Consider the following 12608-nt stretch of genomic DNA (forward strand, 5'->3'; position numbering starts at 1 on the left):
CGATCCGACTTCTCGGGCCGAGGTCTCGACCGGCGGAGCACCCGGGGGCCCCGACGGGCAGACCGGCGGCCTCAGGTGAGGCCGAGGCGCAGGTCGGCGGTCCGCACGGGCAGGCCGGTCTCGAGCGAGGTGTTCCCCGCGATCCCGACCACGACCGACCGCACGCCGTCGAGCAGGCCCGCGGCGCGGCCGAGGGGGTCGTGCTCGACCCCGCGGAAGAGGTCGTGCAGCATGCGGTCGTCCCCGCCGCCGTGGGCCCCGGGGCCCTCCGGGATGGGGACCGTGCGCGCCGCGCCCCAGTGCTGCTGCACCACCAGCCGCTGCGCCCGGGGCCGCACGGGGGCCTCGCCCTCCTCGGCGACGTCGACCACGCTCGGGTCGATCACGAGCTTGCCGTCCTTGCCCACCAGGACGGCCCCGCGCTCGACGACCTCGAGCTCGGCCCGTCCCGCGGTGCCGTTGACCGAGACGCGGTACCCCTCCCACGGGCTGTGGGCGTTGAGCGAGTAGGTCAGGGTCGCCCCGCGGGCGTAGTCGACCAGGACCGAGAGGTTGTCCTCGATGGTGATCCCTGCGGTGAAGACGTCCTTGTCGCGCAGGTAGCCGTCGTGCTGCTCGGCGTCCAGGTACAGGCTGGTCAGGCGCGGGTCGTCGCGCAGGTCCAGCAGGAAGGGGTCCTTGCTGCGTCCGTTGCGGCCGGTACCGCGTGCGGGCCGCCGGATCAGGCCGCGGCGTCGGGCGTTGGCCTGACCGTAGAAGCGCAGCGCGCCGCTCGCGTAGACCCGCGACGGCAGGTCCCCGAGCCACCAGTTGACCAGGTCGAAGTGGTGCGAGGCCTTGTGCACGAGCAGCCCGCCCGAGAAGTCCTTGCGGCGGTGCCAGCGGCGGAAGTAGTCCGCGCCGTGCATCGTGTCGAGCACCCACTCGAAGTGCACCGAGGTCACCTCCCCGATCTCCCCCGAGGTGATGACCTCCTTGAGGGCGGCGTTGCGCGGGGAGTACCGGTAGTTGAACGTCAGGACGGCGTCGCGGCCGGTGCGCTCGGCCGCGTCGACGATGCGCCGGGTCCCGGCGAGGTCGATGGTCATGGGCTTCTCGAGCACGACGTCGGCCCCGGCCTCCATGGCCCGGGCGGCCACCTCGGCGTGGGTGTGGTCGGGGCTGGTCACCACGACCGTGTCGACGTCCTCGACCTCGATCATCTTCTCGAGATCGTCGGGCTGGTACCGGGCCGGGGACGTGGTCAGACCGGCGGCCCGGACCAGGCCGTCGTAGTAGTCCATCCGCGCCGGGTTGGGCTCGCACCAGGCCACGATCTCGCCCACCTCGGCGTGCGGGCCCAGCAGCGCCTCGACGTACATCTGCGACCGGTGCCCGGTGCCGACGACGGCGTACCGCCGTCGCCCCTGCGAGCTGTCACCCACGCGCGTGCTCCTCGTCCTCGAAGCGGGAGTGCGGTGCCGGCCCGCTGGTGACGGGCCGGCACCGCTGGGGTCGCTGGTCGACCGAGGCTCGGTGGCCGCTCAGCGACGACTAGGGGTCACTGACCGGTGGCGGTCTCGACCTCGCTGATGAACTGCTCGGCGGCGTCCTGCGGGCTCAGCCGGTCGAACAGCACCTCGGCGTTGATGCGTCGGGTGATCTCGGCGACCTCACCGGCACCCACGGGGGGCACGGGCAGACCGTCGACGATCTCGTCCTCGAGCTCGGCCAGGAAGTCGGCCGAGCGCTGGTCGAGCTCGGAGAACTGGTCCTGGACGGCCGCGCGGACCTCGGTGTTGGCCGGCAGGCCGCGGTCGGAGAGCATGAGCTCGGCCGCCTCCTCGCTGTTGAGGAGGTAGTCGATCAGGGTCGCGGCGGCCTCGGGGTACTCCGAGTCAGCGGCCATCGAGTAGAACATGGCCGGCTTGAAGTACATGCCGGTGCGCTCGAACTGCGACTCACCCGGGTGACGGAGCAGGGTGATGTCCCGTCCGGCGGCGTTGCTCACGGCCTCGAGCTGGTTGGTCCAGAAGAAGGCCATGGCCCCCGAGTTGGTGCCGACCAGCGACTGCTCGGGCCCACCGGCGTCGATCTCGATGGTCTCCGACGCCGAGGGCGTGCCGCCCTGGTCGCGCAGCTGGAGGGAGATCTCCCACCACTCGGCGAGGGTGTCGGCGCTGAAGCCGAGCGAGCCGTCCTCGTTGTAGAGCGACTCGCCGCGCTGGCGGGCGAAGATCGCGAAGCCGGGCTCGTTGAAGCCGTAGTCCTGGGCGCCGAACACGCCGTCGTCGGTGTTGGCCGAGATCTGGGTCGCGATGTCGACGTAGTCCTCCCAGGTCCACGTCTCGTCGTCGGGCATATCGACGCCGGCGTCGGTGAAGATCTGCTCGTCGGCGAGGATCGCGTAGGCGTTGACCCCGGTCGGGATCCCGTACTGGCCCCCGTCGGTCTGGCCTGCCTCGATGATCGAGTCGTCGATGTTCGACAGGTCCAGGACGTCGGAGTGCTCGTTGAGGTCGCCCAGCACGCCGCGGCTCGCGTAGTCGCGCAGGTAGCGCTCCTCCTGGGTGATGACGTCCGGGGTGTCCCCCGCGGCGACCGTCGTCGCGAGCTTGTCCCAGTAGCCGTTCCAGTCGGTGAAGTCGCTCACCACCGTGATGTCGGGGTGCTCGGCCATGAAGTTGTCGAGGATCTCCTGGGTGACCTCGTGCCGGGTGTCCGAGCCCCACCAGGCGAAGCGGATGGTGGCCTCGCCCTCGGCGGCGGGCGGCTCGTCGCCGTCGTCGTCGTTGCTGGCTCCGGGGACGCCGCTGTCACCCGAGCAGGCGGTGAGCGCCATCCCGGCTGCGGCGACGAGGGCCGCGAGGCGCATGCCGCGGCGCCGGCCCGGGTTCTGGGTACGGGTGTGGTGGGACATCGTGCTCCTCGGTGGTTGCGGTGCGGCGCTCGATGGTGGGTCGAGCGGTCCTGCCTGCTGTCGTGCGTTGTGGGCGGTGCGTGGCGACGGGTGCGTCGTTGCACTCGCGGCGGACGTTCGGACCGTCCGGCCCGCAGGGCTCGTCGGTGAGGCCTGCGGACCGGGCGGCGTGCGGCGTCGGGCTACTTGATGCCCGTCGTCGCGATGCCCTTGACCAGGTACTTCTGGCCGAAGAGGAAGACGAGGAAGATCGGGATGAGGGAGACGATGGACATCGCGAACAGCGACCCCCAGGAGCTCTCGCCGGTGGAGTCGACGAAGGTCCGCAGGGCCACGGGCACGGTGTACATGTCCGGGTTGGTCAGGAAGATCAGCTGGCTGAAGAAGTCGTTCCAGGTCCAGATGAACGTGAAGATCGCCGTGGTCGCCAGGGCCGGGGTGGCCAGCGGGAGCATGATCCGGAAGAAGATCCGGGCGTGCCCCGCGCCGTCGATGCGGGCGGCCTCGTCGAGCTCCTTGGGGATGCCGCGGAAGAACTGCACCATGAGGAAGATGAAGAAGGCGTCCGTGGCGAGCAGCTTGGGCACGATCAACGGCAAGAACGTGTTGATCCACTCGAGCTGGGAGAACAGGATGTACTGCGGCACGATCACCACGTGGATCGGCAGCATGATCGACATCAGCATGATGGCGAACCAGATCGGCCGGCCCTTGAACTTGAGCCGGGCGAAGGCGTAGGCGGCGAGCGAGCAGCTCATGAGGTTCCCGAGCACCGAGCCCAGCACGATGATGAACGAGTTCATCAGGTAGTGGCTGAACGGGTGCAGCAGGGCGTTCCAGCCGACCGTGTAGTTGCTCAGGTCGAGCTCGGTCGGCAGCAGCGACGGGTCGCGGAAGATGAGCGCGTTCGGCTTGATCGAGCTCGAGAGCATCCACAGCAGCGGGTACAGCATCACGAACCCGAAGCTGATGAGCCCCGCGTGCTTGAGCAGGCTGCGGACCTTGGAGCCGCCCGAGCGTCGGCGCTTGCGCAGGGCAGGGCCGTCGGCGCTGCCGAAGGTGACGGCAGGGACCGGCAGGTCGCCGGCTCCCCCGGAGGCCGCCCCGGCCTGGGACTGCGGTCCGGGAGGGAGGGCCTCGGTGACCGAGGCGTCGCGGGCGGGCTCGTCGCGGGGTGTGCTCACCGCGTCCTGGCGCTCAGTCATTGTAGAAGACCCAGTACTTGGAGAAGAAGAAGTTGGCGGCCGTGAGGGCGGCGATGATGACCAGCAGCAGCCAGGCCATCGCCGAGGCGTAGCCCATGTCGAAGCTGCGGAACCCGTTCTGGTAGAGGTACAGCGTGTAGAACAAGGTCGAGTCCGCCGGTCCGCCTCCTCCCCCGCTCACGACGAAGGCCTGGGTGAAGGCCTGGAACGCGCCGATCACCTGCAGCACGAGGTTGAAGAAGATGATCGGGGTGAGCAGCGGGAGGGTGATGCTGACGAACTTGCGCACCCGGCCCGCGCCGTCGATCGAGGACGCCTCGTAGTACATCTCGGGGATCTGCCGCAGGCCGGCCAGGAAGATGATCATCGGTGCGCCGAAGGTCCACACGTTGAGGATCATCAGCGTGCCGAGGGCGTAGTCGGGGTGGGAGACCCAGCCCGGACCCTCGAGGCCGACGAGGGCGAGCACCTGGTTGACCAACCCGTTGGTGCCGAAGATCTGGCGCCACAGGATCGCGATCGCGACGCTGCCGCCCAGCAGGGAGGGCAGGTAGTAGACCGAGCGGTAGATGGCCAGCCCGCGCAGCCCTCGGTCGAGCACCATCGCGAGCGCCAGGGCTGCGGCCAGCTGCAGCGGCACCGAGACGAAGACGTAGGTGAAGGTCACCACGAGGGAGTTGTGGAGCCGCGGGTCGTCGAGCATCCGGAGGTAGTTCTCGACGCCGATCCAGCTGGGGGCCTCGAGCAGGCTGTAGTCCGTGAAGCTCAGGTACAGCGAGGCGAGCAGCGGCCCGGCCGTGATGAGGCCGAGGCCGATGAACCAGGGGGCGAGGAAGAAGATCGCCGCCTTGTTGTCGCCCCGCTCGCTCGGGCTCAGGGTGTCCTTGGTGCCCTTGGTCTTGCGGAGGGCTGCGAGCTCACCGAGAGCGGACACGAGTCACCCCCGTGCAGATCTGGGAGGCCGTCGCGAGCGGGCTCGCGCTGGGCCGGACGTCGGTCATGCACACTCCTCGGTGATCGCCCTTGATGGACCGAGCTGGTACTGCCGGGGCTGACGCTACATCACGTCGGCCGCGAAGGTGGAAAGCGTTATCCGTCTTCTGATACAACTTTGGTACCAGCCCTCAGAACGTGATGTCAACCACACTTGAGCCAGGTCGGCACCCCCGGCAGGCCGCGACGAAGCGGAGCAGGACGTGACCCCGAGCCCCTCGGACCAGGCCGCCCAGGCCACGACAGCAGGGCTGCCACCTGCGCAGATGCTCGACGAGGCCAGCCCGCTGGCCCCTGGCGGGCCGGCGGCGGGAGCTCCCGCCGTGGCCCTCGTCGGGGTCCACGGGCACGGCAGGTCACATCTCGGCAACATCTGGCGTCTGCACCGTGCGGGAGCCCTGCGGCTCGTCGGGCTGGTCGATCTCACCCCGCTCGACGAGGCTGGCCCGTGGCCCCCCGAGGTCACCTCCGCCGAGGACCGCGCGGCCCTCCTGGCCACCCCCTGGACCGAGGACGTCGAGGCCATGCTCGCCGGCGCCCGCCCGGACGTCGTCGTCATCTGCACCCCCATCCACACCCACGCGGACCTCGCGGCCCGGGCGCTGCGCGCCGGAGCCGACGTGCTGCTCGAGAAGCCCACCACCGCCTCCCTCGCCGAGTTCGACGAGCTGCTCGACGTCGAGCAGGAGACGGGCCGGGTGGTCCAGGTGGGGTTCCAGACCTTCGGCTCGACCGCCCTGACGATCGTCCACGAGCTGGTCGCCGACGGCCTCATCGGGGAGGTCACCGGCGTCGGGGCGGTCGGGACGTGGGTGCGCCCCCTGGACTACTGGACCCGGTCCCGCTGGACGGGCCGCCGCTCCCTCGAGGGCAGGCCCGTGGTGGACGGCGTGACCACCAACCCCCTGGCCCACGCGGTCGCCACGGCGCTGCACCTGGCGGAGGCCCGCACCGCCGAGGACGTCATCGAGGTCGAGCTCGACCAGTACCGCGCCAACGACGTCGAGGTCGACGACACCACCGCGGTCCGCATCACCACGGCGACCGGGCTGACGGTCAGCCTGGGCCTCACCCTGTGCGCCGCCGAGCACACCCAGCCGCGGGTGATCGTCCAGGGCACCACCGGCCGGGCGATCCTCGACTACTACGCCGACACCGTGACGGTGACCCGGCCCGACGACGCCTCGGGGGCACCTGCGGAACGCAGCCGCACCCTGCAGGGATCGCGCACCACCCTGCTCGAGGACCTGCTCGCGCACCGCACCGAGGGCACCCCGCTGCTGAGCCCCCTCGCGGGGACCGGGGCGTTCATGCGCGTGCTCGACGCGGTCCGCACCGCACCGGACCCGCTGCCCATCGACCCCGAGCACGTCACCTCGGTGACCGACGAGCTCGGCACCCACCTCGTGGTCGACGAGGTCGCCACCTGGTGCGCCCGCGTCGCCACCGAGCACCGCACCTTCGCCGAGCTGGGCGCTCCCTGGGCCGGGACCCCCGGATCGTCCAGGTCGTCACCGTGATGCGTCTCTCCGGCCACCAGCCCCCCGATCATCCCCGACCGCGCCCTCGCGACAGGAGCCGGACCATGACAGCCACCCCGCACACCCCGCCGCCCTCGACCCCCGCCGCCCGACCGGTCAAGGTCCCGCCGTGGTCCGAGTCCCCCGTGTGGCGGGAGCACGGCGACCTGCTCCGCGTCGAGATCGCCGGCACGGAGGTCGCGCGCTACGTCGACGGCAGCGGCAGCCCCGACTTCGACTCCCCGCGCCCCCACCTGCACCCGGTCCGCACCCCGGGCGGGACGCTCGTGACCGACGCGGCACCGCTGGACCACACGTGGCACCTGGGCCTGAACGTCGGGGTGCAGGACGTCGCGGGGGCCAACCTCTGGGGCGGACGCACCTACCTGCGGGGCGCCGGGTACACGTGGCGCCGCGACCACGGGCGCATCCTCCACCAGGAGTGGGTGCGGCGAGCACCCGGATCGGTGAGCCACCGACTCCTGTGGGCCGGGCCCGACGGCGCCGCCCTCCTCGAAGAGGTCCGTGACCTGGCGTGGTCCCCGCTCGACGAGGGCTCCTGGCGGCTCGACCTCGCCTTCCACCTCACCCTGCCGGTGGGAAGGACCGAACCGGTCGAGCTGGGCAGCCCCGGGTCCCACGGCCGCGACCAGGGCGGGTACGGAGGCCTCTTCTGGCGCGTCGCCCCCTGCGTGGACATCGACCTGCGCACCCCCGCCGCCCGCGGCGAGACGGCCGTGCACGGCAGCCGCCCCAGCGACGGCGCACGCTGGCTCGCCTGGAGCGCGACAGCCTCCGACGAGACCGGGCCCGGCGCCACGAGCCGTCCCGGGACACCCGCACGGGAGTTCACCATCGCTGTCGCACCGGCGGACGGGCACACCGCCCAGGACCCCTGGTTCGTGCGGGCCGAGGACTACCCGGGGCTGGGCTCGGCCCTCGCCTGGGACGCCCCGGTCGAGGTCGCTGCCGCCGGCCTCTCCCGGTCCTTCACCATCGTCGTGGCGGACGGGCGGTGGGAGGATGACCGCGTCGACGCGGTGCTGGGCCGCGCCGACGCGGTGCTGGGCAGCACGGGGCGTGAGGACGCGCTCCAGGACTCGACGCACCGACGGAAGGACGTCCGATGACCACCGTGCCCCTCGACCTCGCCGAGTGCACGCTGCTGCTGCGCCCCGAGGACCACGTCGCCGTCGCGACCCGCGACCTGCAGTCGGGCACCGTGCTGCGCGCCCCCGACCACGCGGGTGGTGAGCTGACCGTCACCCAGAGCGTGCCGCGCGGCCACAAGCTCGCGGTACGGGAGGTCGCCGTCGGTCAGCCGGTGCGCAAGTACGGCCAGTCCATCGGTCGCGCGACGGTGGCGATCTCCCCCGGGGACCACGTGCACACGCACAACCTGGGCATGGACGACGTCGACCAGGACTACGAGTTCGGCACCGCTCGGGTGACCCCGACGGCCCCCGCGGGCCCGCGCCCCACGTTCCAGGGGTACCGCCGCGCCGACGGCCGCGTCGGCACCCGCAACTACGTCGCGATCCTCACCTCGGTCAACTGCTCGGCCAGCTCGGCCAAGCTCATCGCCGACCAGTTCCGCGGCCCGGTGCTCGAGGCCTTCCCGCACGTGGACGGCGTCGTCGCCCTGACCCACACGAGCGGCTGCGGCATGGTGCCGACCTCCGAGGGCGGGCAGATGCTGCTGCGCACCCTGCGCGGCTACGCGAGCCACCCCAACGTGGTGGGCCTCCTGGTGCTCGGCCTCGGCTGCGAGATGATCCAGGTCGACCAGGTGCTCGACGGCCTCGAGCTCTCCCCCGACACCCTCGTCGAGCAGCTCACCATCCAGGAGACCGGCGGCATCCGACGGACCGTGCGGGCCGGGGTCGAGGCCATCGGGAAGATGCTCCCCGAGATCGACGGCCTGCGCCGCGAGGAGTGCGACGTCAGCGAGCTGGTGCTGGGGCTCAACTGCGGCGGCTCGGACGGGTACTCCGGGATCACGGCCAACCCGGCCCTCGGTCATGCCTCGGACCTGCTCGTGGCCTACGGGGCGCGCTCGGTGCTGGCCGAGACCCCCGAGGTCTACGGCGCCGAGCACCTGCTGACCCGGCGGGCCGTGGCCCCCGAGGTCGGGCAGCGGCTGCTCGACCGGATCGCCTGGTGGCGGGACTACGCCGAGGCCGGCGGTGGCACCCTCGACAACAACCCCTCGCCGGGCAACAAGGCCGGCGGGCTCACCACCATCCTCGAGAAGTCCCTCGGTGCGGTGGCCAAGGCGGGATCGGCCGAGCTGTCGGCGGTGTACCACTACGCCGAGCCGATCGACGAGCCCGGTCTCGGCTTCATGGACACCCCGGGCTACGACCCCGTCTCGGTGACCGGCCTGGTCGCGGGCGGCGCGAACGTCGTCGTCTTCACCACCGGCCGCGGATCGGTGCTCGGCTGCAAGCCCAGCCCGTCGATCAAGGTCGCGACCAACACCGAGATGTACCTGCGCATGGCCGAGGACATGGACCTCAACGCGGGGCGCATCGTCGACGGCACCGCGACCCTCCAGGAGGTCGGCGAGGAGATCTTCGCCAAGATCCTCGCGGTCGCCTCGGGCGAGACCACCGTGAGCGAGGACCTCGACCTCGGGCAGGACGAGTTCATCCCCTGGCAGCTGGGCACCGTGACCTGAGGAGTGCGCTGCGACGCCCGCCGGTCCGGGCCCGCGGCGGGGACCGGCGGCGGCGACCCCTCAGCCGAGGGTGACCGTGCCGACCCAGTACTCGGCGATCCGGCCGTCGCGCACCCGCAGGACGTCGTTGCCGGCGAACCGGGCAGGGCCATCGGGCGAGGCGCCCGAGCCGAGCCAACGCCCCGCGACGAGGTCCCCCTCGACCAGAGGGCCGACGGCCAGGGCGAAGGTGAGGTCGGTGAACATCTGCTGGGTCTGGGCGACGACCTCGGCGAGCTCTGCCGGGCCGCGAACCGTACGGTCGGGCCAGTAGCCGGCGAAGTCCTCGGTGACGAGCTCGTGGGCCGCCTCGGGCGAGCCGTTCCAGAGCTCCGCGAGCCACCGGTGGTAGAGCGCGTGGGAGCGCGACGTCGCCTCAGCCATGCGCCGAGCACATCACGGGATCGGCAGCGCCGACAAGCCCCCGCCGCCCTCTCGCCGTCGGTCCCCTCCGGGAGCCCGTGACAGCTCAGTGCAGGGCCGGGTACGCCTGCTGGGGCAGCCGGTACGCGAGGTCGACGGCGGTCTCGGCGGCCTCGTCCAGCTCGAGGCGGTGCTCGGCGACCAGCCGGGCGAGGAACCCGGCGTCGACCCGGCGGGCGAGGTCGTGGCGGGCCGGGATCGAGAAGAAGGCCCGCGTGTCGTCGACGAACCCGGTGGTGTTGTAGAAGCCAGCGGTGTCGGTGACCATCTCGCGGAACCGCCGCATGCCGTCGGGGGTGTCGAGGAACCACCAGGGCGCCCCGAGCTTCATCGCGGGGTACACCCCGGCCAACGGGGCGAGCTCGCGCGAGTAGATCGTCTCGTCCACGGTGAAGACGATGAAGCGCAGGGCCGGGTGGTGGCCGAAGGCCTCGAGCAGGGGCCGCAGGCTGCGGCTGAACTCCGCGGAGACCGGGATGTCGTAGCCGACGTCGGGGCCGCGCTCGGCGAGCACCTGGGCGTCGTGGTTGCGCAGCACACCGGGGTGCAACTGCATGGTCAGGCCGTCCTCGGTGGACATCCGCGCCATCTCGAAGAGCATGTGGCCGCTGAAGGCGGTCGCCTCGCCCGTGGTCACGTCGCCGCGTAGGGCCGCGGCGAAGATCCGTCCGGCCTCCTCGGTGCCGAGCGGGGTGGTGTCGGTCCCGAGGTGGCCGTGGTCGGTGGCCCGAGCCCCGGCGGCGACGAACGCGCGGCGGCGGGCCTCGAGGGCCCGCAGGTAGCCCTCGTAGGAGTCGACGGCGACGTCGGCGCGCTCGGCGAGCAGGGCGACGTCGTCGGCCCAGGCCGGGGCGTCCAGGTGCAGCAGGGCGTCCGGGCGGAACGTGGGGACGATGCGCTCGCCCCAGCCCCGCTCGGCCAGGGCGCCGTGGTCCGCGAGGGTCGCCGTGGCGGGGTCGGTGGTGGCGAGGATCTCCATGCCGAGGCTGTCGACGAGGGCCAGCGGACGGAACTCGGGGGTGGCCAGCCGCTCGGTGATCGCGTCGTAGAGGCGGTCGGCGGAGTCGGCCGAGGGGCGCTCGGTCAGGCCGAAGACCTCGACGAAGACGTGCTCGAGCCAGAACCGCGTGGGCGTGCCGCGGTACAGGTGCCAGTGCTCGCAGAAGGTCCGCCAGATGGCGCGTGGGTCGGTCTCGACCGGGCGGCCGTCGCGGCGCGGGACGCCCAGGGCGTCGTGCGGGACCCCCTGGGAGACGATCATCCGTACGAGGTAGTGGTCCGGGACGACGAAGACCTCGGCCGGGTCACCGAAGGGCTGGTCGGCGTTGAGCATGGCGGCGTCGACGTGGCCGTGCATCGAGACGATGGGCAGGTCCCGGGTGCTCGAGTAGATCGAGCGCGCCAGGTCCCGCGTGGTGGGGTCGGCCGGCAGCGCGCGGTCCGGGTGCAGCCGCCAGGGCCCGCCCGCGGGGCTCGTCGACGATGACATGAGGCCTCCTGGTGAAACACGATGAAACAATCTCGTCCGCGACCATCCTGCCTCCCTGGCTGGATCTCGCACAAGCCCTGCGGGTCGTCCAGGCGGATGGCCGAGGGCCGTGAGGTCTTGTGACCCCTTGATGCAACAGGATGAAACGTGGTGCACTGCTCCCACCGCCGTCTCAGCGATGTGGAAGGACCCACCCCCCATGGCCACGCTGCGTGATGTCGCCCGGGCGGCCGGGGTCTCCCCGGCCACGGCCTCTCGTGCCCTCGCGACCCCTGACCGGGTCTCCGCCGACCGCCGGGACCGCGTGGCCCGTGCCGCGGCCGAGCTCGGCTACCGCGCCCCGCGCACCGAGCACGCCGCGGAGGGTCGCCGGCTCGGTGTGATCGTCCCGGACCTGCAGAACCCCTTCTTCTCCGGCATCGTCAAGGGCGTCCAGCACCGGGCACGCTCGGCGGGGATGGCCGTGCTCGTCGCCGACTCCGACGAGGACCCGCACCTCGAGACCGAGCTCGTGGCCCAGATGAGCCCCCAGGTCGACGGGATCGTGCTCTGCTCGCCGCGGATGTCCGACCAGGCCCTCGCCACCCTGCCCACCAACCCCGAGATCGTCCTGGTCAACCGCGAGTCCGAGCACCTGCGCTCGGTCATCATCGACAACGACGACGGCATCCGGCAGGCGGTGCGTCACCTCCACGCCCTCGGGCACCGACGCATCGCCTACGCGGGGGGCCAGTGGGGCTCGTGGTCGGACCGCGAGCGCCGACGCGCCCTCGAGGTCGCCGCGCACGACCTGCCCGACGTCGACCTCGTCCAGCTCGGGCACTTCCCCATGGTCTTCGCGGGGGGCGTCGCCGCGGCCGATCTGGTCTCCGCCAGCGGGGCGACCGCCGTCGTCGCCCACAACGACCTCATCGCCCTGGGCATCCTCGACCGGCTGCGCTCGCGCGGGGTCGACGTCCCCGGCCAGGTCTCCGTGGTCGGCTTCGACGACGTCCCGACGGCCACCCACGTCTCCCCCACCCTGACGACCGTCGCCGTGCCGCTGCGCCAGCTGGGCCGCACCGCCGTCGAGCTGCTCCTCGAGGCCGAGACCAGCGTCGCGGCCGGGCCGGCCACCGACCGGGGCGAGCCAGACCTCGAGCCCGAGGGGGTGCTCGTCGTCCCGGTGTCCCTCGTGGTGCGGGACTCGACCACGGGGGCCGCGCCGCGCGAGCGTCACCGCCCCGGTCACGGGACCACCGACCCGCCCACCGCCAGCTCTCCTGCCACCCCTGGAGCACCATGAGCACCCCCCGCCTGTCCCTGCGCGCCCTCGCCGAGCACCCGCCCCGGCGCGCCGAGGTCCGCGGCCCGGCCGTCG

Annotated in this window: 10 protein-coding genes; 4 read left to right on the plus strand and 6 right to left on the minus strand. The window is 72.1% G+C overall.

Features of this window, described 5'->3' with window-relative positions:
- Nucleotides 1–71 precede the first annotated feature (71 nt).
- From L0B03_RS06960 to L0B03_RS06975, 4 genes are all read right to left on the minus strand, one after another.
- On the minus strand, nucleotides 72–1424 hold the full coding sequence (locus L0B03_RS06960) for a Gfo/Idh/MocA family oxidoreductase (RefSeq protein WP_308200013.1): 1353 nt from the start codon (nucleotides 1422–1424) through the stop codon (nucleotides 72–74).
- Between the two features lie 116 nt (nucleotides 1425–1540).
- Entirely contained in the window at nucleotides 1541–2899 is a 1359-nt protein-coding gene (locus tag L0B03_RS06965; protein ID WP_250445064.1) for an ABC transporter substrate-binding protein, read from the minus strand.
- A 182-nt stretch (nucleotides 2900–3081) separates the two neighbouring features.
- Complete coding sequence (locus L0B03_RS06970) at nucleotides 3082–3978, minus strand: carbohydrate ABC transporter permease (RefSeq protein WP_284501484.1); 897 nt, start codon at nucleotides 3976–3978, stop codon at nucleotides 3082–3084.
- Nucleotides 3979–4096: 118 nt separating this feature from the next.
- The gene (locus tag L0B03_RS06975; protein ID WP_250445067.1) at nucleotides 4097–5038 is read right to left on the minus strand and encodes a carbohydrate ABC transporter permease; all 942 of its coding nucleotides are present in this window, start codon (nucleotides 5036–5038) and stop codon (nucleotides 4097–4099) included.
- A 262-nt stretch (nucleotides 5039–5300) separates the two neighbouring features.
- On the opposite strand from L0B03_RS06975, the gene L0B03_RS06980 reads away from it, so the two are divergent.
- The 3 genes from L0B03_RS06980 to L0B03_RS06990 all read left to right on the plus strand — a co-directional run bounded on the left by L0B03_RS06980 (nucleotide 5301) and on the right by L0B03_RS06990 (nucleotide 9297).
- The gene (locus L0B03_RS06980) at nucleotides 5301–6617 is read left to right on the plus strand and encodes a Gfo/Idh/MocA family protein (RefSeq protein WP_250445068.1); all 1317 of its coding nucleotides are present in this window, start codon (nucleotides 5301–5303) and stop codon (nucleotides 6615–6617) included.
- A 65-nt stretch (nucleotides 6618–6682) separates the two neighbouring features.
- Entirely contained in the window at nucleotides 6683–7747 is a 1065-nt protein-coding gene (locus tag L0B03_RS06985; RefSeq protein ID WP_250445069.1) for a PmoA family protein, read from the plus strand.
- Entirely contained in the window at nucleotides 7744–9297 is a 1554-nt protein-coding gene (locus L0B03_RS06990; RefSeq protein WP_250445070.1) for a UxaA family hydrolase, read from the plus strand. The genes L0B03_RS06985 and L0B03_RS06990 overlap by 4 nt, the downstream gene beginning before the upstream one ends.
- Nucleotides 9298–9357: 60 nt before the next feature.
- On the opposite strand, the gene L0B03_RS06995 is transcribed toward L0B03_RS06990, so the two are convergent.
- Both L0B03_RS06995 and uxaC read right to left on the minus strand, forming a co-directional pair.
- Nucleotides 9358–9720: an ester cyclase gene (locus L0B03_RS06995; protein WP_250445071.1), complete on the minus strand. Its 363-nt coding sequence runs from the start codon at nucleotides 9718–9720 to the stop codon at nucleotides 9358–9360.
- A gap of 85 nt (nucleotides 9721–9805) precedes the next feature.
- On the minus strand, nucleotides 9806–11248 hold the full coding sequence (uxaC, locus tag L0B03_RS07000) for a glucuronate isomerase (RefSeq protein ID WP_250445072.1): 1443 nt from the start codon (nucleotides 11246–11248) through the stop codon (nucleotides 9806–9808).
- 199 nt (nucleotides 11249–11447) lie between these two features.
- Here uxaC and L0B03_RS07005 point away from each other — a divergent pair, with 199 nt between their 5' ends.
- Nucleotides 11448–12533: a LacI family DNA-binding transcriptional regulator gene (locus tag L0B03_RS07005; protein WP_250445073.1), complete on the plus strand. Its 1086-nt coding sequence runs from the start codon at nucleotides 11448–11450 to the stop codon at nucleotides 12531–12533.
- Nucleotides 12534–12608 lie beyond the last annotated feature (75 nt).

It is taken from the genome of Actinotalea sp. C106 (genome assembly GCF_023630195.1).
Lineage (GTDB): Bacteria > Actinomycetota > Actinomycetes > Actinomycetales > Cellulomonadaceae > Actinotalea.

Bases quoted from the DNA above. Each gene is read 5' to 3' on its own strand.
- L0B03_RS06965 (WP_250445064.1), bottom strand. From the start codon at position 2,899: ATGTCCCACCACACCCGTACCCAGAACCCGGGCCGGCGCCGCGGCATG.
- L0B03_RS06985 (WP_250445069.1), top strand. From the start codon at position 6,683: ATGACAGCCACCCCGCACACCCCGCCGCCCTCGACCCCCGCCGCCCGA.
- L0B03_RS06990 (WP_250445070.1), top strand. From the start codon at position 7,744: ATGACCACCGTGCCCCTCGACCTCGCCGAGTGCACGCTGCTGCTGCGC.
- L0B03_RS06995 (WP_250445071.1), bottom strand. From the start codon at position 9,720: ATGGCTGAGGCGACGTCGCGCTCCCACGCGCTCTACCACCGGTGGCTC.
- uxaC (WP_250445072.1), bottom strand. From the start codon at position 11,248: ATGTCATCGTCGACGAGCCCCGCGGGCGGGCCCTGGCGGCTGCACCCG.
- L0B03_RS07005 (WP_250445073.1), top strand. From the start codon at position 11,448: ATGGCCACGCTGCGTGATGTCGCCCGGGCGGCCGGGGTCTCCCCGGCC.